Source organism: Enterococcus sp. 10F3_DIV0382, assembly GCF_002140245.1.
Lineage (GTDB): Bacteria > Bacillota > Bacilli > Lactobacillales > Enterococcaceae > Enterococcus_B > Enterococcus_B lactis.
In genome coordinates, this window is the sequence record NZ_NGMF01000001.1 from 916,734 (window position 1) to 939,246 (window position 22,513).

Sequence of the window (22,513 nt, forward strand, 5' to 3'; positions counted from 1 at the left end):
GTGTACGATTACCCGTATCAAAACCCAAAGTTAACCATCCGCCAAAGAGTAGAAGATTTACTTTCGAGGATGAATATTGCTGAAAAAGTAGGACAGGTAAACCAGCATTTGTATGGTTGGGAATGTTATGAAAAAAACGGAGACAAGATCGAATTAACAGAAAAGTTAAAAGAACATGTTAAATGGGGAGGCGGTCTGGGTGCCTTATACGGTCTGTTTCGCTCTGATCCGTGGTCTAAAACAGATTATAAGAATGGGATTCCTGCAAAAGAAAGCTGGAAGGTGGCTAACCTAGTCCAAGAATATGTACTACAGCATTCGCGATGGAAAATTCCAGTTTTGCTTGTAGAAGAATGTCCACATGGTCATCAAGGTTTGGATGGGATTTCTTATCCAACGAATATCGGCCGTGGAAATACTTTCAATGTAGCATTATTAGAACAATCGAGCCGATTGATGGCAAAAGAACTGGCTGCTAAAGGTGTTCATTTAGCGCTGGTGTCGACTTTGGATCTGGCAAAAGATCCTCGTTGGGGAAGGACAGAAGAGTGCTTTGGGGAAGATCCGATTCTCTCAGCTCGTTTTTCTGAAGCGGTCGTTCGAGGGTTCCAAGGAGAGATTATTTCAGAAAAAGTTTCTTTTCTTGATCAGACAGTAGAGGAAATCAATAAGAAGAAGGATCAGATCGGTGTTGTGTTAAAGCACTGTATCGCACAAGGAGAAGCTTTAGGCGGTCATAATTCAGGCACAGTGACGATTGGACGCAGAGAGTTCTCCGATATTTACGGGCCATTATTGAAGAGTACAAGAAATGCAGTAGGTGTCATGGCTGCTTATAATGACATCGACGGGGTACCTTGTCATATCAATCGAGCGCTTTTTGAGCAAACATTAAGAAAAGAGATCGGTTATCAAGGGATCGTTATGGCAGACGGTGTGGCTTTGGATCGTTTAGCCGATGTTTTTACAGATAAAAAGACTGCTGCAGCATATGCATTAGCGGCAGGAATCGATCTCAGTTTGTGGGACGAGACCTATACCAAGATTGCAGAAGCCATTGATGATCAAGTCGTAGATGAAAAGCTACTAGATCAAGCAGTTCGCCGAGTTTTATCTGTCAAATTTTTATTAGGTTTGTTTGAACAGCCATTTGCAAACGATCCAAAGGAGTATTGGGATCATCTCATGGAGGAATCAGAGCACTTAAATTTAGAGACAGCAAAAGAAAGTATCACTTTACTAAAAAATGACGGTATATTGCCGTTGGATCAACAAGTAAAAAACATTGCTGTTATAGGTCCAAATGCTCACGATGTTTACCACTTGTTGGGAGACTACTCTGCACCACAAACAGAAGACCGTTTGAAAAAAACGATAGTACAAGAGATAAAAACAGAGTTTCCCCAATCAAAGGTTTCTTATGCACAAGGATGTGAAGTAAGAAATCAGGAGGATCAGGAAGAAAAATTATTAGAAGCGGTGACCCTTGCTCAAAACTCAGATGTGATCATTGCAGTTCTAGGTGGATCAAGTGCGCGGAACTTTGATATGGAATTTCTTCGTAACGGGGCAGTTTCATCGAAAGGGATCAACATGGATTCTGGAGAAAATGTAGATGTTGCTTCTCTTTCTTTAGGTGGATACCAAGAACAGCTGATTGAACAATTGTATCAACTAGGCAAGCCAATCATAACGATACTTGTGCAAGGAAGACCCTACGATTTGATGAAAATCGAGTCATTTACGAATGCCATTGCAACAGCATGGTTTCCTGGACAGGAGGGTGGAAAAGCCATTGCGCAGATGATTTCTGGAAGAAATAACCCAAGCGGACGATTGAGTTTGTCTTATCCTAGAAATAGTCGGCAACTACCTGTTTATTACTATCAGCGTGCTGCTTCTAAACAAGAGAATTATTATGATTTAAGCGGAAGTCCATTTTATCCTTTTGGACATGGTCTAAGCTATACAACATTTGAATACAGTCAGATGGAAGTCAAAACGGATATTGACAAAGTAATAATATCAATTAAAGTTAAAAATACAGGAAGTGTTTCAGGTAAAACAAGTACTCTTGTCTATGTCCGATTAATTGACGGCGCTGTCATCCAAAGAACGAAATTATTGAAAGCTTTTCGTAAAGATGAATTGCGGTCTCAAGAGGAAAGACTGCTTGTTTTTGAACTCACTTCTGAAGACTTTAGTTATATGGATATTGATGACAAGCGGCATTATGTAAAGAAAGCGGTCATCATGGTCGAACAACAAGAAAAAGAAATCAAATGTAACTGGCAGGAGTGAAAATGTATGGCATCGATCCGTGACGTGGCTAAGATGGCTGGTGTTTCAGTGGGAACAGTTTCCCGCTATTTAAACGGTCAGCAGCTGAAGGAAAAGAATATGGAAAAAATATCAGAAGCGATTTCAGCGTTGGACTATAAAGAAAACATCATTGCTAAAGGATTGAAGAATAATCGAAGTTTCTCTATTGGACTGTTGATAAACGGGATATCTAGCCGATTTGGTTCGGAGGTTGTTTCAGGGATCGAAAGAGTAGCTGAAGAAAATGGGTATAGCTTATTATTAAGCGGGTTTGCCGATCAGCCAGAAAAAATCGAACAAAAAATCGAATACCTGATGAAGCATGCGATCGATGGATTGATCGTCTTCTTATCAGAAGAAGAGTGGTCTGGATTTGAAATGCTGACAAAAATGAGTATCCCAGTTGTCGCATTGAATTGTCCGGATGGGCCAGCAGGTATTGATACAATAGTAGTGAATGATCGAGAAAGTGTAGCAAAAGTGATTACTCATCATGGCGGACAAGGACATAAAACAATAGGATTTATTGCTGCCGCTCAAACAGATTACGTAGCAAGAGAACGTTTAGCTGGAGCCAAAGAAGCGGTACAAAAGGATCCGTCTATCCATTTAGAGATCTTTACAGGAGACTATTCTAGAAAAAGCGGCTATTACGGGGCAAAAGCATTATTAGAAAAAGGGGCAACTGCTATTTTTGTCAGCAATTACAACATGTCGATTGGTGCCATCGAATGTTTCAATCAAGAAGGTGTCAGAATCGGGAAGGATATTGCGTTCAGTCACTATGATTATTTAGATAAAAACGATCTGAGTATCCTTCCAAAAATCACGATCACGCCACCAACAGATAAAATCGGGGAACGAGCAGCAGAACAGCTGTTGAAACGAATCAAAAAAGAAGAGGAAGAAAATGAAAAAGTGATTGTGATGGAAAATATCATACATGGAATCAACTAAAAAAGAAAAAGAGGTGCTTTGATGAAAAGATATCAATTTCCAAAAAATTTTTGGTGGGGCTCTGCAGCAAGTGGTCCACAAACAGAAGGAAGAATTTCAGGCGATGGAAAAGGAGAGAATATTTTTGATTATTGGTACAAAAACGAACCGCAAAAGTTCTTTGATCAAGTAGGACCTGAAAAAACCTCGCAAGTTTATACGAAGTATCAAGAGGATGTACAGTTGATGAAACAGACTGGGCATAATTCATTTCGAACCTCTATCCAATGGAGCCGTTTGATACCTGATGAATCTGGAACAATCAACGAAGAAGCCGTTCGTTTCTATCATCACTATTTTGATGAGTTGATTGAAAACGGTATCGAACCCTTTGTTAATCTGTATCATTTCGATATGCCGATGTATCTGCAAGAAAAAGGCGGATGGTTGAACCGAGAAACGGTTGAAGCCTATGAAAAATACGCAAAAAGTTGTTTTCAATTGTTTGGCTCGAAAGTAAAAAAATGGTTTACCCATAATGAACCAATCGTTCCAGTCGAGGCAGGCTATTTGTATCGATGGCATTATCCGGAAGAATCAGATATGAAAAAGGCAATCCAAGTTGGTTATCATGAAGCGTTGGCTTCAGCATTAGCCATTAAAGCTTACCATGAAATGGATCAAAGCGGTGTGATCGGAATCATCTTAAATTTAACACCGAGTTATCCAAGAGACGAATCAAATCCCGAAGATGTTAAAGCAGCACGAATAGCAGATGCGTTCTTCAATCGTTCATTCCTTGATCCAGCTGTAAAAGGCGAGTTTCCCAGTGAATTGATTGAGAGAATAAAAGAACTCGATCTAATGCCGGAGATTCATCCAGATGATTTGACGATCATTAAAGAAAATACAGTAGATCTTTTGGGAATTAATTATTACCAACCACGCCGAATAAAAGCAAAAGAAACACCAATCGATACTAAAAACGGTCCTATGCCTGAGGATTACTTCGACAATTATGAAATGCCTGGTCGTAAAATGAATCCTTATCGCGGATGGGAGATCTATGAAAAAGGAATCTATGATATTTTGATCAATGTACGAGATCATTATGGGAATATCGACTGTTTTATTTCTGAAAACGGCATGGGTGTAGAAAATGAAGCACGATTTATCAAGGAAGATGGTATGATCCACGATGATTATCGGATCGAATTTGTTCAGTCTCATCTGAAATATGTCCATCAAGCCATTCAAGAAGGTGCCAATTGTTTAGGTTATCATATGTGGACATGCATGGATAACTGGTCGTGGACCAATGCCTATAAGAATCGTTACGGTTTTATTTCAGTAGATTTAGCACAAGATGGAAAAAGAACGATCAAGAAATCGGGTCATTGGTTCAAAGATGTATCAGACAGAAATGGATTTGAAGCTTAAAGAATAGCCAAGAGAGAATGTATGAAAATTCCCGCTCTTACCGCTTCAGGAAAAAGAAGTTCAATTATTTACGATCTTTTTCAACTTTTTTGTCTTTCTATTTCATTTTTTGTATATAATAGAATAGTCAAAATTAAATAGGAGTGGAGGAAGGCATGAGGAAAAAAAGACCGTTTCTTCTCTTTTGGTTATTCGGTTTTTTCTTACTGCTTATTTTATCCGCAGCATTTTCAGGAAAAATGACAGCAGATCTTGCTCAGAAAGAAACAGAAAAAATCGTAGCAAGCAAAGAATCAGTAGATAATTTCAAAAAAGAATTCTCAACTTATTGGTGGGAGGAATATAAATTAACTGCCAATTACGAAAAAGGTGAATTGGACATCTATTTGCCAAAAGGAAAAGAAGAAAATCAATTTATCAATATCGATGACGTACTTAGTGCGATTTCTCTCAGACAATATCAATTCAAAGACAAACATTTGGTCGTTTTGCTTTTGACTCATGATGGCGACAAGGTAGCACGTTTGAAAAATGGAAAAGTGGTTACAGCTTATTCTGAAAAAGTGGACAAAAAAGTGGTGGCCGATCGACTAGCGGAATGGAAAAAGACCAACGAACAAGTCAAGAAAACAACTGCTTCTTCTCAAAAAAACGAGTCGACAGAACTAAGCCCTTCAGATTCTGGCAGTGGACAAACGATAACGGGAAATGAAGAAAATCAAGCCTCAATCATTACGAATGAGTCATCAGAAGGACAATATCAAACCTATGGACAATGAAAAACAGAAGTTGTGACAGAAGTGGTCAGCTTCAAGAAATAAGAAGAAATTTACGAAAAGTGCTTCTCAAGTTTTTGTAAAATTTCGGCTTATTTCCGAAGAAGCTACTTCTGGAACACCGTGAATCAGAGGTTGTGAAATCAGCGGTTTGACCTGAGTATTAGAGAAAAAAACGGGAAAATAGCTCCTCATATTTTGCCGTTTTTTGAGCTAATACCGAAGGTCAGCTGATTGAACACCGTTTAGTGGAGAGGTTGTGAAAAAGCTGTCCTGCATCAAGAAATAGGGAGCTGCGACAAGAATTTTGTCACAGCCCCTTTTTTTTGTACGAATACCGAGAAACTACTTTTGAATACTATAGAGTAAATCGGTCACCACAAGATTTTTATCTCCTTACTAGTTTAACCGCTTACACCACAGCAATTTTATGCTGTGAAAAATGGATGGAATAATCTTTAGAAAGAATAAAAAAATCTTAAGATAACAACTTTTTTAGGAAATTTTCATTTTTCAGGAGCAAAATAAGAAAAAATGTGAATAGAGAGAAGTGATATACGTGACACAACTTAAAAAATTGTGCCAAAATCGTTTAGCAATCGTTTTGACAGCTGTTTTCTTTTTCTGGCTGAAGACGATCATTGCCTACTATGCAGATTTTTCATTAGGTGTGGAAGGTACGATCCAGTACTTTATCTTGTGGATCAATCCAATTGCGACTACCTTATTGTTTTTTGGCCTTTCTTTGTACATTAAAAAGCCAAAGCCAGCGTTAGCCATTCTTTTGATCATTGATATTTTAAATACGCTTTTGTTGTACTTGAATATTATTTTTTATCGGGAATTCACAGATTTCATTACAGTCAAATCTGTGTTAGGCTTTTCGAAAGTGTCACAAGGGTTGTCTGGAAGCTCCTTTTCTTTGATGAAACCCCATGATATCATCTATTGGTTGGATATCGCTGTGTTCATTGGGCTACTGGTTTGGTTGAAGGTCAAGAAAATACCTATCAAAAGCAACCCTGTCAGCAAACCGATGGCTATCGCTGTTACCTGTCTTTCAGGATTGATTTTTTCAGGAAATTTAGCGTTGAGCGAAGCCAACCGTCCCCAATTGCTACAGCGGACATTTGACCGTTCCTATATTGTCAAATATCTAGGAATCGATGCGTACACTATTTATGACGGAATCAAAACAGGAATGATTAGCAGTGTTCGCGCGCATGCAAGCAGTAATGGAATTGATGAAGTTTTAGACTATACAAAGAAACATTATGCAGAGCCAAATCCTGAAACATTTGGGATTGCTAAAGGAAAAAATGTGATTGTTCTTCATTTAGAAAGTTTTCAACAGTTTTTGATCAATATGAAGGTAGACGGACAAGAAGTCACGCCGTTTTTAAATAGTATTTTCCAGAATCAAGCAACGATCAGTTTTGACAATTTCTTTCATGAAGTAGGACAGGGAAAGACAAGTGATGCTGAAAACATGTTGGAAACTGGCACATTTGGTTTACCTCAAGGCTCATTATTCACAGAACTTGGGTCAGATAATGTCTTTCAAGCAGCACCAGCGATCCTTGGTCAAACAGAAGGCTATACAAGCGCTGTTTTCCATGGGAATGTAGCTAGTTTCTGGAATAGAGATCATGTATATAAAAATTTAGGGTATGACAATTTCTTTGATCGATCTTATTTTGATGAATCCGATGAAACGTTAGGTTATGGGATATTAGATAAAGATTTATTCAGAGAATCTGCCCAATATCTTGAACATCTACAACAGCCGTTTTACACGAAATTTCTTTCCGTAACCAACCACACGCCTTATTATACGGATGACAAGAATTTCGACTTTCCATCTTTGAATACTGGCAATAGCACAGTAGATAATTATGTTCGAACGGCCCATTATCTGGATCAATCATTGGAACAATTTTTTACGTATTTGAAAAAATCTGGTATTTATCAAAATTCAATCTTTGTGATTTACGGGGATCATTTTGGGATCTCGAATACAGATAATAAAGATTTAGCAAGTGCTCTTGGTAAAGATCCAGATACATGGGATGAATTTGACAACGCACAGATGCAACGAGTGCCATTGATGATCCATATGCCTGGTTACACTAAAGGGACAGTCAATCATGAATACGGTGGAGAAATCGATGTTTTGCCGACATTACTACATCTATTGGGAATCGATGATAAAGATTATCTTCATTTTGGTACAGACTTATTATCTTCTCAGCACGATCAAGTAGTTGCTTTTCGAAATGGGAACTTCGTGACGCCCAAATACACCGTCCTAGGAGGAAAAGCTTACAATAATCAGACAGGAGAAATCATCGATACGAAAGCAGCAGGAATCGACGAGGAAATCTCCAAAGATCAGGAAAAAGTCAAGACTGCGTTAAGTCTTTCAGATAAGCTGAATCAGGAAAATCTCTTGCGGTTTTATGTGCCAAACGGATTTGAGACGATTGATCCGAAAAAATATGACTATAAAAACGAAGCGGAACGTAATGAAGCAATCGAAAAGCAAAAAGGTGAACATTCGACCAGTGTCTTTTCAAAAAACGGCAATAAAACAACGACTATCCTATATCCAGTAACAGGAACCAATGCGGAGCAGCAAAAAAATGATCAATAAACAATCAAACCAACCTTCAGAGATTAGACAGCAGTCTCATGCTTGAAGGTTGGTATTTTTTATGAGAAAAACATTTTTTTATTTTTTTCGTGTATTTTTTATTTTTAACGTATCTATTTATTGAATGCGGAAAATTTAAATTGAAATAATCATTCCTCTTATTGGCAAGCATTCTGGAAAAGCCAAGGGTTAATTTCAATTAAAAAAGGAGAACTATTATGTATGATGGAGAATTGATTAAGAAGCTTCGAGTCAACAAAAAGCTGACACAGACCCAATTAGCGGAAGGAATCTGTTCTAAAACTTCGCTAGTCGGGATCGAGACAAATTCAGTGAAAAAAGTATCGTTTGGAACATTGAAATCATTTTTAGAGCGAATGAACATGACACTTGCTGAATATGAATGGATACGAAATCAGCTTGATGAGCCAAAAAAATTAAAGAAAAAAAGACGAATGCTAGATCGGATTCAAGAAGACAGCTTTGATCCTTACAAAGAAATTGCTAATAACCGCAGGCACTATAAGAAAACAGAAGATCTGTACTATTTGGTTTTGAATCTGCATATGTCCAAAAAAACAGAAGTATCTGAGACGGAATTCGAATTTTTGCGTTATGAATGTCGTATCATTGAAGAATATTTGATGCAAGTACCAGAGTATGGTCAATTTGAAGTATCTATTCTAGCTGATTTTCCTTGGATATTCAGTGATCGGTTTATTGAGAATAATTATTTGAAAATCAAAAAAAGAATGCGACGGATCGCACAACTGAATAATCACGAGCAGTATCTCTTTACTTTTTTGACGAACTTGACTTTGTTTTATATAGAAAATGGTCGCTTAAAAAAGGCACGTAGCGTGAATGAAGATATGAAGCGGAGTTTAGCGCATAAAGAAAGAAGTACAGTGATTTATGAAACATTGATGGCGGACTATTACCAACGACTGATTTCTGCTGCTTTAGGGGAAGAAAAATCGGAAAATCACCAAGAGTTTTTCGCAGTGATCGAATATACATTAGGGAAGAATCAAAGGAATTCTTTAGAGAAAAAACTGCTGGCCATTGCTAAACCCAGCAGTTAGACCAACAGTTTAGGATTTGTATCACTTCGCCGCTTTTTCAGACGGTTTGTTTGTATCGAATGGCGGGAAAAAGCGGGCGATCTCTTTTGTTGCAGCATCACGGGAATCAGAAGCATGGATGATGTTTTCAGTCCCCGGCAGTGCATAATCTCCTCGGATCGTACCTGGAACGGCATCCGCCGCTTTTGTTGCTCCGACCATCTTACGGACGATATCGATCACTTCCTCGCCGACCAGCACAAGATAAACGACCGGACCAGAAGTCATGTAATCGATAAGCTCATCAAAAAAACTACGTTCAGTCAAGTGCTGATAATGTTCTTTTGCTAGTTCAGGTGTCATCGTTGCAAATTTCATTTCAGCAATGGCCAGTCCCTTTGCTTCAAAACGTTGGATGATGCTTCCGACCAAATGGCGTCTTACGCCGTCTGGCTTGATAATAACAAGTGTTCGTTCCATAACAGCACCTCGTTTCCTACTATAATTCTATTATAGCGGGAGGTGGAAAATGAGACAAATAAAACTGCGTGAGACAGGAAATATAACGCGTGTATTTTAAAAAAGTATGAAAAACATGGAAAATTGATTTGACATCCTCTTTTTTAGTTGTTATATTAACGAGGGAAAACCGAATAGGATTTGTTAGGTGAGGCTCCTATACAAACATAGGCTACTGCCCAAAAACGTCGAGAGACGCCAATGGGTAGAACAGGAATTGTCGAGATAAGGCTTTTCATAAGGTAGCTAAAAGCAGATATCTGCTTTTTACGTTGTACAGTGTCAAAACTCAACGATGAGATCTGAGAAGCTTTTTTGATTTGCTTTTTCAAACCTTTCGCTGAGTATTTGGCGAGAGGTTTTTTTGTTGCCGCAAATCCCATAGGTGAAAAAACAAAAAGGGAGGTGAGCGAGTTGGGAAAATAACTATTCGAAAAATGATTGGAAGTCATGAATTAAAATTACTTAGTAAAGGAGATGAGAACAAATGGATGACAGTCATTCGAAAAACAAGGATTTAGAGGAAAGGCCAGGGCTATTATCTATCTGTTCTCAGCCCCTTTCAGCATTTTCTCTATCGATCCGATGAATAGCAAAAGACCAAAAACAGCGAGAACAGCTGTCTTTTGGACACAAAGGAGAGATCGAGATGGAAAAAAAGAAAGATACACAAAAAATCTATGCAGCTTTTGCTGGAAAAACGAAGCAAGAATTATTTGAATTGTTCCATGCATCACCAAATGGATTGTCAGAAGAACAAATCGAGCGTTCAAGAGAAACTTATGGTGAAAATGCGATTTCATATGGCAAAAAAACACCATTCATTATAGAAATATTGAAAGCATACATCACACCCTTTACATTAGTGTTGATTGCATTAGGAATTATTTCATTCATTACGGAATACGTATTAGCGGCTCCAGGAGATAAAGATCTCTTTGGTGTAGCTATTATCTTCACTATGGTTATCGTCAGTGGGACGATGACGTTGATCCAGTCTGTGCGTTCTAATCAAGCAGCTGAAAAACTGAAATCACTTGTGAAAGTAACGGCAGCTGTCAAACGAAATGGCGAGTATACAGAGATTCCTATGGAAGAAATCGTCTGTGGAGATCTTGTTCGGCTTTCAGCAGGAGATATGATACCAGCGGATATGCGTTTATTGTCCGCAAAGGATCTATTCATTTCCCAAGCAGCATTGACAGGGGAAAGCTATCCAGTAGAAAAGCATGCGAAAGTATGTGAAGACGATCAGCAAAGCGAAACAAGTTATGAAAATCTTGTCTTTATGGGAAGCAATGTCATCAGTGGAAGCGCAGAAGGAATCATTGTTTCTGTCGGAAATGACACACTATTTGGGCATGTAGCAGAAACGCTATCTGAAAAACCCATCCGATCAAGTTTTGAATTAGGCATCCACAAAACATCCATGCTGCTGATCAAATTTATGTCATTGATGGCTCCAGCAGTTATCGTTATCAATGGTCTTACAAAAGGAGATTGGTTAGAAGCTTTTCTTTTTGGATTATCTGTGGCAGTTGGTTTAACGCCTGAAATGCTTCCAATGATCGTTACGACGAATTTGGTCAAAGGAGCAAGTGTGATGGCCAAAAAAGGAACAGTCATCAAAAATTTAAATGCTATCCAGAATTTTGGTGCGATCGATGTGTTATGTACGGATAAAACGGGAACATTGACACAAGACAAAATCATTCTTGAATATCATATGGATTGTGAAGGAAATGAAGATGATCGTGTTTTGCGCCATGCTTATCTAAACAGCTACTATCAAACAGGGCTGAAAAATTTGTTAGATGTGGCTATCATTGATGAAGCAGCAGAAACTTTAGATACAGATACAATCAATTATCAAAAAGTAGATGAAATTCCTTTTGATTTTGAACGTCGCCGTATGAGTGTTGTAGTCGCTGATCCGGCTGGCAAAACACAGATGATCACAAAAGGCGCGATTGAAGAAATGTTGAACATTTCTAAATTTATTGATCTTGGTGGTACTGTCGCACCATTAACAAAAGAACGAAAAGAAGCGGTGCTTGCAAAAGTACAATCACTTAATGAAGACGGCTTGCGAGTGATTGGTGTCGCACAAAAGACCAATCCAAGCGTTGTTGGAGAATTTTCAGTCAAAGATGAGTCAGACATGGTTCTGATTGGTTATCTTGCTTTCCTTGATCCACCAAAAGAAACAACAAAACAAGCGTTGAAAGCTTTAAAAGAACATGGTGTAGCTGTAAAAGTTCTGACTGGGGACAATGAATTAGTCACACGGTCTGTGTGTCGTCAAGTAGGCCTAGAAATCAATGAATTGATTACTGGTGAGAAAATCTCGGAAATGAATGATCATGAATTAGCGCAAGTAGCTGAAGAACACGAAGTATTCGTAAAATTGAATCCTCAGCAAAAAGCACGATTGACGACAGCTTTACGTAAAAATGGGCATACTGTCGGATTTTTAGGAGATGGTATCAATGATGCTCCAGCAATGAAAGTGGCTGATATCGGTATTTCCGTGGATACAGCTGTGGATATCGCAAAAGAATCAGCAGACGTGATCCTTTTAGAAAAAGATTTGACGATTTTGGAAAGAGGCCTTCTTTCTGGAAGAGAAACTTTTGGAAACATCATGAAATATATCAAGGCAACAGCAAGTTCTAATTTTGGCAATATGTTTTCCGTACTGATTGCCAGTACGTTCTTACCATTTTTACCAATGTTGCCTTTGCAACTTCTATTTTTGAATCTGATCTATGACGTTTCTTGCATTTCCTTACCATGGGATCGGATGGATAAAGAATATTTGGATGAGCCAAAGAAATGGAATGCATCTAGTATTGGAAAATTCATGGTTTATTTTGGTCCAACAAGTTCGATTTTTGATATTACTACTTACTTGTTGATGTATTTTGTTATTTGTCCTGCTGTAGTTGGTGGAAGTTTCCATACATTGGATAGCTCACAACAAGTGATTTTTATCGCATTATTCCATGCAGGATGGTTTGTCGAATCCCTGTGGACACAAACATTAGTACTCCATGCATTGCGTACACCGAAAATACCATTTATCCAAAGCAATGCAACATTTGCCATGCTGGTTATCACTACATTAGGAATCATTGTCGGTTCAGTCCTTCCATTCACAGGATTTGGTGCTGAGTTAGGCTTGATGCCGCTCCCTGGCAATTACTGGTTATGGTTGCTTATAACAGTCGTCGCTTATCTGGCGCTTGTGACAGCTGTGAAGAAAATCTATATCCGTCGATTCCAAGAACTCTTATAAGTGATGCGGCTGGGCTCTATGCTTCTGTTCATTTTGGATCAATCATGCTAAACTAGGTGTATTGTTTTGGAAAGGATTAATGTATAGATGAAAGGTGCAATATTTGATTTAGATGGTTTGTTAGTGGATACGGAAAGAACGTATCGGGATGGTTGGCTTTGGGGATTCCAGCAATTTGATATTCATATCCCGAAAGAAATCGTTGACGCTTGGGGCGGAAAAAACTGGAAACAAAGTTTTGATATTTTAGTGCAGGCAGCAGGCAGTCCTGAAAAAGTGCAGGAAGTCCGAGCAAAGCGTGAAGAATATTTTTATCAACAGCTGACAAGTGGAGCTATCCAATTGAAACCCTACGCAAAAGAAATATTGACAGACTTAAAAGAACGTCATATGAAACTAGGGATTGCTACGACAACTGTTACGAAAAGAGCAACAGATATCTTGGATCACTTTCAATTAGCCGATTACTTTGATACGTTTACGTTCGGAGATGAAGTATCGGAGAACAAGCCTTCACCAGTCCCTTATCTGACAGCTTTGGAACGAACAGGATTAGAAGCTCTTTCAGCTTTTGCAGTGGAAGATTCTTTAGTAGGAGCGACAGCCGCTTCACGTGCAGGACTAGGCGTTGTTTTGATTCCCGATTCCAGTTTTGTTCGAAATTATAGCGTCGAAGAGAAGGAAAAATTGAACCTTCTTGCGGAAGGAAAAGATCTTCGAACTGTTATTGAAATGTTAGATAAAAAAACAGAAAAATAAATATAGAAAAAATAATTTGGATTTCATGCTTGACTTTTCAGTTTTCCTCCTGTAGATTATTCCCAACAACAAAATATTGATTTCGTTGAGAAGGAAAGTAAGCTTGGAAACTTTGCAGAGAGGCTCTGGCTGGTGAGAAGAGTCAAGTAAGAAAAGCTGAAAAATGGCCTTGGAGAATAATTTGTCGATAAGTAGGCAAATTCGGAAATGTTCGACCGTTAAAACGAACGCCAATCTCTCTTTTTGAGATGTTGGGCTTGAGGGAAGGAAACTTCCGAAAAAAGGTGGTACCACGATACGTCGTCCTTTTACTGACATAGTTTATGTTAGTAAAAGGATTTTTTTTTGAATATTATTTGCATTGAAATGGTAAGTACGATAGAAGAACCTTTGACAGAGAGCTTCGGTAGCTGAGAAGAAGCAAGGAACGACTATTGGAAAATGGCCATCGAGCAATTCATCCCGAGCATAGATGTAAGGCGGTGACGGCTGCGACCGATATCTTGCTAGAGTATGATGGTACTTGAAGAGGAGTTGTGTGTGAACACAGCTTGAACATGAGGTGGTAACACGCAAAAAGGCGTCCTCAAGAAAATGACTATTTTCATTTTCTTGAGGATGCTTTTTTTATAGACAAGGAGGAATGTTAATGATTGAATTGCGAGATATTTCTGTATGTTTCAAACAAAAAGAAAAAGAGATACAGGCAGTAGATTCTGTAGATTTAACGATTGAAAAAGGGGATGTTTATGGGATCGTCGGTTACTCAGGTGCAGGAAAGAGTACGTTAGTCCGCGTGATGAATTTGTTGCAGAAACCAACAGCAGGAGAAGTCATCGTCAATCAGACGAATTTAAGCCAGCTCTCTCCAAAAGAATTGCGAAAAGAAAGAAAGGCCATCGGTATGATCTTTCAGCATTTCAATCTAATGGAAAGTCGAACGATTTTTGACAACGTAGATTTTTCTCTAAAGTATTCTGGAAAATCAAAACAGGAACGTCGTCAAAAAGTGAATGAACTACTGGAACTTGTCGGTCTGGAAGAAAAAGCATCTGCGTATCCTAAACAACTGTCGGGGGGGCAAAAACAACGAGTGGCAATCGCACGAGCTCTGGCAAATGAACCTAAAGTGTTGTTATGCGATGAAGCAACTAGTGCACTTGATCCGAAAACGACCCTTCAGATCCTTGCACTGTTAAAAAAACTAAATCGTCAGCTAGGTCTAACAATCGTCCTGATCACTCATGAGATGCAAGTTGTCAAAGAAATCTGCAACAAGGTAGCGGTTATGGAAGCGGGGAAAATCATTGAAAAAGGTAGCAGCATCCAGATTTTCAGTCATCCTGAAGAAGAATTGACTAAAGATTTTATTCGGACAGCGACACACCTTGACCAAGCATTGGAAACAATCAGTGTCCATGCTGCTTTTGCCGATCAGATTGCAAATAAATGGTTGGTGGAATTAAGTTATATCGGCAACCAGACGAACGAACCTCTAATCGCTCATCTTTACAGCAAGTACCAAGTAACAGCGAATATCTTATACGGTAATGTAGAGCTATTACAAGAAACACCCTTAGGAAGTTTGATCGTTACTTTAGCTGGAGAAACCAAACAGCGGCAAAAAGCATTGGATTATTTGATTAAATCTGGTGTAAAAGTAACTATTTTACAAAAAAATGAATTAGATAACCGTATCAAAGTCATCGAAGGAGGAAACTAAAATGACTGAATTTTTTAAAACATATTTGCCGAATGTCTATTTGATTCCGGATGAATTCATCGAAGCGACAAAGCAAACACTATATATGTCTTTTTGGACGGCATTAATTGGTGGGATCATCGGAATCATCTTAGGTGTGACGTTAGTAGTGACACGTCCAAATGGATTACTAGCTAACAGGCTGCTGTTCGAAATACTTGATAAGTTGATCAATATCATTCGTTCCATCCCTTTCATTATCTTGCTTTCTCTTTTAGCTTTGACTACTCGTTTCTTAGTTGGAACGACGATTGGTGCCAAAGCAGCTTTAGTCCCTTTGATTTTTGGCGTTGTCCCGTTTTTTGCCCGTCAAATCGAGAATGCACTGCTAGAAGTTGATCCTGGGGTGATCGAAGCAGCAGAAGCGATGGGCACGAGCCCAATCGGCATCATTTTACGTGTTTATTTGTTAGAAGGGTTACCTGGTATCATTCGGGTCTCAGCGTTGACGATCATCAATGTGATCGGACTGACTACCATGGCTGGAGCAGTAGGTGCCGGAGGATTAGGGAATCTTGCTATATCGAGAGGATATAATCGATTCCAAACAGATGTAACGATTGTCGCTACATTATTGATTCTGGTCTTAGTTTTTTTGAGTCAATTTATCAGTAATCAACTGATTAAAAAAGTCACACATTGAAAGTGGAGGAGAAAAAATGAAAAAAATTATTCGTTTTGCAGTCATTACATTTGTAGCAATTATTTGGTTGGCAGGATGCAGCCAAGGAAAAGCAGCTACAACTGACAAAAAAGAAACGACCGTAAAACTAGGGATCATTGGGGAAGATACAGATGTATGGGACGATGTGAAAGACCGTTTGAAAAAGGAAAACATCCATTTGGAATATGTGAAATTTACAGATTACAATCAGCCAAATGCGGCTTTAGCAGATGGATCGATCGATTTGAATTCCTTCCAACATCAATTCTTTTTAGACAATTACAATGAAGAACACGGAACTGATTTAGTATCGATTGGGAATACGGTTAATGCACCGTTGGGAATTTATTCCAATACGTTAAAAGATGTGGCTGATATCAAAGATGGAGCAAAAGTTGCAATCCCTAATGATGTCACGAATGGCGGCAGAGCTCTTCTGTTATTGCAAACTGCTGGATTGATCAAAGTGGACAAGGCAAAAGACCAAGCGCCTACCGTTTCTGATATTACCGAGAATAAAAAAAATCTAGACATTTCTGAGTTAGATGCTTCCCAAACAGCACGTGCTTTGTCAGATGTAGATATTTCAGTCATCAATAGCGGTGTAGCTGTAGATGCTGGATTTAATCCCGCTTCTGATGCAATCTTCTTAGAACCAGTCGATGAGCATGCACGTCCTTATGTCAATATCATCGTTGCAAGAAAAGAAGATGAAGACAATAAAACGTATCAAAAAATAGTAGATGCCTATCAAACAGAAGAAACAGCCAAAGTAATCGAAAAAACATCAAAAGGTTCAAGCGTACCTGCGTGGGAAACATTCGGGAGAAAATAAGAAAAAACGACTAGCATAGGAGGAAATTTTTATGACAACCACACTCTCAACAAATCAATTGAAGGATCTGATTCAATACCGTTTACCAGAATATCAAGCACTTGCACTAGCTATCCACGACCATCCTGAAGTAAGTAATTATGAATTTTATTCCTCAGCAGCTTTAATCAAACAATTGGAAAAAGAAGGGTTCTGGGTAGAAAAAGAAGTAGCTGGGCACCGAACAGGCTTTGATGCACGTTATATTTCCAATAAACCAGGTCCGACAATTGCCTTTTTGGCAGAATTTGATGCTTTACCAGGTATTGGTCATGCATGCGGACATAATTTATTTGGTACTTACTCCGTATTAGCAGCCAGCATAGTGAAACAATTCATTGATGAGATTGGCGGAGAAATCCGTGTGTATGGTACTCCGGGGGAAGAAGGAGGCGAAAATGGATCAGCTAAGGGAAGCTTCGTTCGGGAAGGTTTTTTTGAGGATGTCGATGCAGCATTATGTGTCCATCCAGCTTTTCGTTATGGGAAAACGACAGAATCTTTAGCAAATGATCCAGTCGATATCAAATTTTACGGTGTCGCTTCTCATGCAGCAGCAGCACCTGAAAAAGGAGTAAATGCTTTGGAAGCCTTGATCCAAGTGTTTAACGGAATCAACGCTCTACGCTTGCAATTGCCAAAAGATGTCAATATCCATGGAATCATTACAGATGGGGGCGTGGCGGCCAACGTCATACCAGACTACGCTGCTGGACGTTTCTATTTACGTGCAGGAAATCGACAAACATTAGACAAAGTATATGAAAAAGTGGAAAATATCGTACGAGGCGCTGCATTAAGCATGGGTACGACTTTTGAGTTTGGATTGTTCCAAAATGCAGTCGATGATGTCATCGTCACGCCTTCTTTTGATGACTTATTCTTCCAACATGCAAAAGAAGCAGGGGTTCCTGATGAAGAAATAGAAACGGAACAAAGAACAAGTCTAGGTTCTTCTGATGTAGGAAATGTTAGCCAAGTTATTCCAACGATACAGCCTACTGTAGCAATCTCTGAGACATATATTGCCGGACATACAGAAGAATTCAAAGCTGCTGCTAAAAGTGAAAAAGGACTTGCTTCTATTGCGATTGCAGCGGAATTACTTGCCAATACAGCTCTAGATTTATTGAGAGAACCCAAGCTATTAGAAAAAATCAAACAAGAACATCAAGAAATAGTAGCAAGAAAAAAACAAGAGGGCGCTACTTTCTAGTAAAAAGATAAAGTTGTGCGCGAAAGTTATAAAAATAATTTTCAGAAAAATGAAAAAATATTTTCTTTTTCATTGACAAATGATCTTATGGAAGGTAAACTTCATACAAGTCAACTTTTCACGCAGTAGCGGTTAGGTGTTTTGTTCAGAAAGTCGGTGGTCGCTGTGAACCGATCAAGCCTAATTGACGAATTACATGGAAAGTCCATACATTTGAATAATCGTTTGAAAGTGAAAAACAGATCTGTTTTTAATTAAGGTGGTACCGCGGAGTCATTCGTCCTTAGTTGAAAGCAGGTCTTTTTATTTTTATAAAGGAGGAATCGCGGATGAATTGTGGCGGAGTAATCCGATATCTTAACTTTTTTAGAACATAAGAACAACTAAAAAAGGAGAGATTATCATGGAAAAAAAAGGAACACCAAGTTTTTTAGAAGCAACACTTGTATTGATGGTCATTGTTTTAGGCATTGCGATTGGCGTTGTCGGATTAAAGGTTTCACCTAATATCACGATTTTGGCAGCTATCGGAATGGTCATGTTGTACGCAGTGATAAAAAAATACCCGACAGATTGGTTGCACGAAGGGATCATCAATGGCATCAAACCGGGGATTATTCCAATCTTTATTTTTATTTTAGTCGGTTCATTGATTGCTGTATGGATACAAGCAGGAATTATTCCAACCCTCATGGTCATTGGATTTAAATTGATTAGTGTCCAGTGGTTCGTCCCTTCTGTATTTGTTGTTTGTGCAATCGTAGGTAGCGCTGTAGGGAGTGCCTTTACTGTTATGTCAACGATTGGGATTGCATTTTTCGGTATTGGGACAACATTAGGACTAAATCCAGCCCTTGTAGTTGGAGCCATTGTTTCAGGTGCCGTTTTTGGAGACAAGATGTCTCCATTATCCGAATCAACAAATTTAGCAGCAGCTATTGTTGATGCCGATTTGTTCAAACACATCAAGCATATGATGTGGTCAACTGTTCCGGCATTTGTTGTTTCTTTCTTTTTATTCATGATTTTAGGACACACAAGTAAAGCCGCAAGTCTTTCATCTATTCGTGAAGTGACTGATATTTTAGAAGCAAACTTTACTATTTCGATCTGGTCACTGATTCCTCTATTTTTAATGCTCTTGTGTGCATGGAAAAAGGTGCCGGCAATTTTGACGATTTTGTTGAATATTGCTGTAGCAGTAGGAATGATCTTTATTCAAAACCCACAAACTTCCTTAACGAAGTTGGCAGGGGTCATCGAATCGGGATTTGTTTCAAATACTGGAAACCAACAAATCGATTCACTACTTAGCCGTGGAGGAATCGAAAGCATGATGCCAACTGTGTCATTGATTATTCTAACATTGTCATTAGGTGGTTTGTTGATCGAATTTGGGTTGATCTCAACCGTTATGGAACGAGTATCAAGAAAGATGACGAACACCCCAAAATTAATTTTTACAACATTGATGACAAGCATCGGAGTAAATATCTTTATTGGAGAACAATTTCTATCTGTTATCCTGCCTGGTAATGCATTTAAAGAAACTTACGAAAAAGCAGGATTTGATCCAACTGTATTAGGGAGAACACTAGAGGATGGTGGAACAGTAATCAACTACTTAGTGCCTTGGGGAATCGCCGGAAGTTTCGTAGCAAGTACATTTGGCATTCCTACACTCACTTACTTGCCATTCGTGTTTTTCAGTTTGCTTTCACCTGTGTTTTCGATGGTCAGTGCCTTTACAGGTTGGGGGATCTCAAAGAAATTTGTGAAACCGCAAGAAGCAGTAAGCAAGACAGCGCAATTAGAACAATAAAAATGTAAAAAGGGAGTGTGACAAAAGTCTTGTCACACTCCCATTTACGAGTAAACGGTGTTCAAAAGCCAGTTTCTCGGTATTAAGCCAAATTTATGCAAAAATGTGGAAAGCCATTTTCACAAAATTTTTCTTAATACTCGAAACTAAGCGACTTTTTCACAACCTCTCGATAAACGGTGTTCAATCAGCTGACCCTCGGTATTAGTCAAAAAATGGCAAAATATGAGGAACTATTTTGCCATTTGTTTCTCTAATACTCAGGTCAGAACGCTGATTTTACAACCTCTGATTCACGGTGTTCCAGAAGTAGCTTCTTCTTATTTCTTGAAGTTGATCACTTCTGGAACATCCTCTTTTTTTATTTGGATGGATAATGGTCATTCCATTTCTTTGATCATTTTTTTCATTTTGTCGATTTCTTCTTCTTGTGCCTGAATGATTTCTTCCGCTAATTTTTTTACTTCAGGATCTTTTAAATCAGCTCGTTTACTTGTCAAGATAGCAATAGAGTGATGAGGGATCATCGCCTTCATCCACGCCGTATCATTGACAGTTGTTTGGCTTCGTACCATAAATAAGGAACCGGCAAAAACAAGAAGACTAGCGGCTAAAATCATAGCATTTATCTTTTTGTTTTCATACATTTTCCACATGAACAACAACATAATGACTGCCATGACTGCACCCATCATCAGCGCCATGAATACACGTGTGCGACTGAAGAAGATATGATCAAGCGCATAAACATTCAAATACATCATACCAAACATGACTACCGTCGAAACACCAATCATCAACAAAAACTTCCAATACTTTTTCATTTAAAACAAACTCCTTTTTCTTCATTCCTTTCTTCTATCATGTCATGAGCGTAGAGAACAATCAATTAATCTGCACAGATGGTTTTTGAACACCGTTTATTCGGAAAAAAGAACTGCAACAATTTTTGTCGCAGCTCCTTTTTTTCAATAGCTCCAGATATTCAATATAAATAGAATAAAATTCTCTATTGGTTTCATTCATTCGTCAAGACGAAAGCATCATTCTTTTTTTGATAACTGAAATAAATGAACAGGTAAAGCAAACCGGTCAATACAGTTACCCCAATGGAGTTCGTGAATAGGATACCAAGGAAAATCAACCCTAAGACTGCTAATGCAAAAAAGCTGATTCCTTTGTCCCATAACGTTCCTTTCCTTAGTGTCAGTACAAAGGACGCAGCACTGATAATGATCCAGATCAATAATACTGTATAGGAAAGAGAACCTGCCAGATAGCCAAATAATTTGTCACCGACAAAATAAGAAAGAGCCACACCTAGATAAAGAACACTGGTACAAAACAGCACAGCACGTTGCGGTACTTGATGCTTGTTTAAAACAGCTAGTTTTCTAGAGGAACCTTTCCGATCTTTCAAGCGGAAGAACAAAATTCTCGAAGAAGCATATACACCTGAATTGATAGACGAGAACAGAGCAAGAACAATCACGAAATTGACGATATCTGCCGCAAATGGAATATTCATTTTTTCAAATACCATCACAAAAGGACTAACGTTCGTGCCTGCTAAAGTATTCCAAGGAAAAATAATCAAAAGCAAAAATAAAGGAATAATGTAAAAGGAAATGATTCTTCCCATGACGCCTTTGATTGCTTTAGGAATCGCACGTTTAGGATCATCTGCTTCGCTTACTGTGATAGCAATCAACTCAGAACCGCCGTAAGAATAGATAACTACAAGCAAAGAACTGATGATTCCCTTCATACCGTGGGGAGTAAAACCACCATGATCAGTTAATTGTTGAAGGGTAGGGAAAACACCAGTACCCAACATTTGCTGACCGACAAGATAAGCAGCAAAAATGATCAATAGGATAATGACACTGATTTTAGCAAAGGCCAGCCAATATTCTGTCTCTGCGAATAATCGTACCGAATAAAGATTGATGATAGTAGTTAAAACAGCCAACATAAAAACAAATACCCAAGCTGGAATGTGGGGGAACCACAACTGTAAAAAGGAAGCAGCTGCAACAGCTTCAGCAATGATATTGATAATCCACATGGACCAGTAGACCCAATCGGTAAAATCGGCAGCATGAGCACCTAGATATGGACGAATCAATCCAGATAATCCGTGGTGCGTATCACCACCACTTAAAACAATTTTTCCCAGACCTTTCATCACGATGTATAAAATTATGCCGCCAATCAAAAAAGCGATCAATACAGAAGGGCCGGCGATTCCAATTGCTTCGCCACTTCCTTTAAATAGACCTGCACCAATCGCTCCACCTAAAGCTAGCATGGTGATATGTCGGGAGCTAAGTTGTTTTTTTAATTTTTTATCTTCCATAAATAACCTCTTTCTTTTAAATTCACAATCAAAATGTATAGTAAGAATA

The 22,513-nt window shown here is 38.6% G+C and carries 16 protein-coding genes, 1 riboswitch and 2 other annotated features; of the genes, 13 read left to right on the forward strand and 3 right to left on the reverse strand.

Translation table 11 applies throughout. The features are described from left to right. The 6 genes from A5849_RS04570 (at position 1) to A5849_RS04600 (ending at position 9,212) form a co-directional block, all read left to right on the forward strand. On the forward strand, positions 1-2,301 hold the full coding sequence (locus tag A5849_RS04570; RefSeq protein ID WP_002308318.1) for a glycoside hydrolase family 3 C-terminal domain-containing protein: 2,301 nt from the start codon (positions 1-3) through the stop codon (positions 2,299-2,301). 6 nt (positions 2,302-2,307) lie between these two features. Beyond that, positions 2,308-3,279 (forward strand): LacI family DNA-binding transcriptional regulator, encoded by a 972-nt coding sequence (locus A5849_RS04575; protein WP_002308320.1) that lies wholly within the window; start codon positions 2,308-2,310, stop codon positions 3,277-3,279. 21 nt (positions 3,280-3,300) lie between these two features. Beyond that, positions 3,301-4,698 carry a glycoside hydrolase family 1 protein gene (locus A5849_RS04580; RefSeq protein ID WP_002308322.1) on the forward strand — a complete coding sequence of 466 codons (1,398 nt, stop codon included), beginning with the start codon at positions 3,301-3,303 and terminating at the stop codon, positions 4,696-4,698. 155 nt (positions 4,699-4,853) lie between these two features. Next, positions 4,854-5,477, forward strand: a complete 624-nt coding sequence (locus tag A5849_RS04585) for a hypothetical protein (protein WP_002308324.1) — start codon at positions 4,854-4,856, stop codon at positions 5,475-5,477. Between the two features lie 556 nt (positions 5,478-6,033). Next, positions 6,034-8,127 carry an LTA synthase family protein gene (locus A5849_RS04595; RefSeq protein ID WP_086309978.1) on the forward strand — a complete coding sequence of 698 codons (2,094 nt, stop codon included), beginning with the start codon at positions 6,034-6,036 and terminating at the stop codon, positions 8,125-8,127. 218 nt (positions 8,128-8,345) lie between these two features. Then, entirely contained in the window at positions 8,346-9,212 is an 867-nt protein-coding gene (locus A5849_RS04600; RefSeq protein ID WP_002308327.1) for an Rgg/GadR/MutR family transcriptional regulator, read from the forward strand. 21 nt (positions 9,213-9,233) lie between these two features. Here A5849_RS04600 and ndk read toward each other — a convergent pair whose 3' ends face one another. Next, positions 9,234-9,671, reverse strand: a complete 438-nt coding sequence (ndk, locus tag A5849_RS04605; RefSeq protein WP_002308328.1) for a nucleoside-diphosphate kinase — start codon at positions 9,669-9,671, stop codon at positions 9,234-9,236. A gap of 172 nt (positions 9,672-9,843) precedes the next feature. Next, a riboswitch (M-box (ykoK) riboswitch) is annotated at positions 9,844-10,018 on the forward strand. Positions 10,019-10,359: 341 nt separating this feature from the next. Here ndk and mgtA point away from each other — a divergent pair. The 7 genes from mgtA to nhaC all read left to right on the forward strand — a co-directional run bounded on the left by mgtA (position 10,360) and on the right by nhaC (position 20,105). Then, positions 10,360-13,008, forward strand: a complete 2,649-nt coding sequence (mgtA, locus tag A5849_RS04615) for a magnesium-translocating P-type ATPase (RefSeq protein WP_002348091.1) — start codon at positions 10,360-10,362, stop codon at positions 13,006-13,008. 87 nt (positions 13,009-13,095) lie between these two features. Then, complete coding sequence (locus A5849_RS04620; RefSeq protein ID WP_002308332.1) at positions 13,096-13,767, forward strand: HAD family phosphatase; 672 nt, start codon at positions 13,096-13,098, stop codon at positions 13,765-13,767. A 76-nt stretch (positions 13,768-13,843) separates the two neighbouring features. Beyond that, positions 13,844-14,078 (forward strand) — a binding site (T-box leader). Between the two features lie 41 nt (positions 14,079-14,119). Beyond that, positions 14,120-14,358 (forward strand) — a binding site (T-box leader). Between the two features lie 58 nt (positions 14,359-14,416). Further along, complete coding sequence (locus A5849_RS04630) at positions 14,417-15,490, forward strand: methionine ABC transporter ATP-binding protein (protein ID WP_002348092.1); 1,074 nt, start codon at positions 14,417-14,419, stop codon at positions 15,488-15,490. Between the two features lies 1 nt (position 15,491). Beyond that, complete coding sequence (locus tag A5849_RS04635) at positions 15,492-16,172, forward strand: methionine ABC transporter permease (RefSeq protein WP_002348093.1); 681 nt, start codon at positions 15,492-15,494, stop codon at positions 16,170-16,172. A gap of 16 nt (positions 16,173-16,188) precedes the next feature. Then, entirely contained in the window at positions 16,189-17,028 is an 840-nt protein-coding gene (locus tag A5849_RS04640; protein ID WP_002308336.1) for a MetQ/NlpA family ABC transporter substrate-binding protein, read from the forward strand. Positions 17,029-17,059: 31 nt separating this feature from the next. Further along, positions 17,060-18,283 (forward strand): M20 family metallopeptidase, encoded by a 1,224-nt coding sequence (locus A5849_RS04645; RefSeq protein ID WP_002308338.1) that lies wholly within the window; start codon positions 17,060-17,062, stop codon positions 18,281-18,283. 403 nt (positions 18,284-18,686) lie between these two features. Next, entirely contained in the window at positions 18,687-20,105 is a 1,419-nt protein-coding gene (gene nhaC / locus A5849_RS04650; protein ID WP_002293789.1) for a Na+/H+ antiporter NhaC, read from the forward strand. A gap of 380 nt (positions 20,106-20,485) precedes the next feature. Here the strand turns inward: nhaC and A5849_RS04655 are convergent, their stop codons facing one another. Next, positions 20,486-20,929, reverse strand: coding sequence for a DUF305 domain-containing protein (locus A5849_RS04655; RefSeq protein WP_002293791.1), 444 nt, complete (start codon positions 20,927-20,929; stop codon positions 20,486-20,488). Positions 20,930-21,123: 194 nt separating this feature from the next. Beyond that, the gene (locus A5849_RS04660; protein ID WP_002293793.1) at positions 21,124-22,464 is read right to left on the reverse strand and encodes an amino acid permease; all 1,341 of its coding nucleotides are present in this window, start codon (positions 22,462-22,464) and stop codon (positions 21,124-21,126) included. Positions 22,465-22,513: the final 49 nt, after the last annotated feature.

Excerpts from the sequence above, each read along its gene's own strand:
- mgtA (WP_002348091.1), top strand. The coding sequence starts at position 10,360 with ATGGAAAAAAAGAAAGATACACAAAAAATCTATGCAGCTTTTGCTGGA.
- A5849_RS04640 (WP_002308336.1), top strand. The coding sequence starts at position 16,189 with ATGAAAAAAATTATTCGTTTTGCAGTCATTACATTTGTAGCAATTATT.
- A5849_RS04580 (WP_002308322.1), top strand. The coding sequence starts at position 3,301 with ATGAAAAGATATCAATTTCCAAAAAATTTTTGGTGGGGCTCTGCAGCA.
- A5849_RS04655 (WP_002293791.1), bottom strand. The coding sequence starts at position 20,929 with ATGAAAAAGTATTGGAAGTTTTTGTTGATGATTGGTGTTTCGACGGTA.
- A5849_RS04660 (WP_002293793.1), bottom strand. The coding sequence starts at position 22,464 with ATGGAAGATAAAAAATTAAAAAAACAACTTAGCTCCCGACATATCACC.
- A5849_RS04635 (WP_002348093.1), top strand. The coding sequence starts at position 15,492 with ATGACTGAATTTTTTAAAACATATTTGCCGAATGTCTATTTGATTCCG.
- A5849_RS04620 (WP_002308332.1), top strand. The coding sequence starts at position 13,096 with ATGAAAGGTGCAATATTTGATTTAGATGGTTTGTTAGTGGATACGGAA.
- nhaC (WP_002293789.1), top strand. The coding sequence starts at position 18,687 with ATGGAAAAAAAAGGAACACCAAGTTTTTTAGAAGCAACACTTGTATTG.
- A5849_RS04645 (WP_002308338.1), top strand. The coding sequence starts at position 17,060 with ATGACAACCACACTCTCAACAAATCAATTGAAGGATCTGATTCAATAC.
- A5849_RS04585 (WP_002308324.1), top strand. The coding sequence starts at position 4,854 with ATGAGGAAAAAAAGACCGTTTCTTCTCTTTTGGTTATTCGGTTTTTTC.
- A5849_RS04630 (WP_002348092.1), top strand. The coding sequence starts at position 14,417 with ATGATTGAATTGCGAGATATTTCTGTATGTTTCAAACAAAAAGAAAAA.
- A5849_RS04575 (WP_002308320.1), top strand. The coding sequence starts at position 2,308 with ATGGCATCGATCCGTGACGTGGCTAAGATGGCTGGTGTTTCAGTGGGA.
- ndk (WP_002308328.1), bottom strand. The coding sequence starts at position 9,671 with ATGGAACGAACACTTGTTATTATCAAGCCAGACGGCGTAAGACGCCAT.
- A5849_RS04600 (WP_002308327.1), top strand. The coding sequence starts at position 8,346 with ATGTATGATGGAGAATTGATTAAGAAGCTTCGAGTCAACAAAAAGCTG.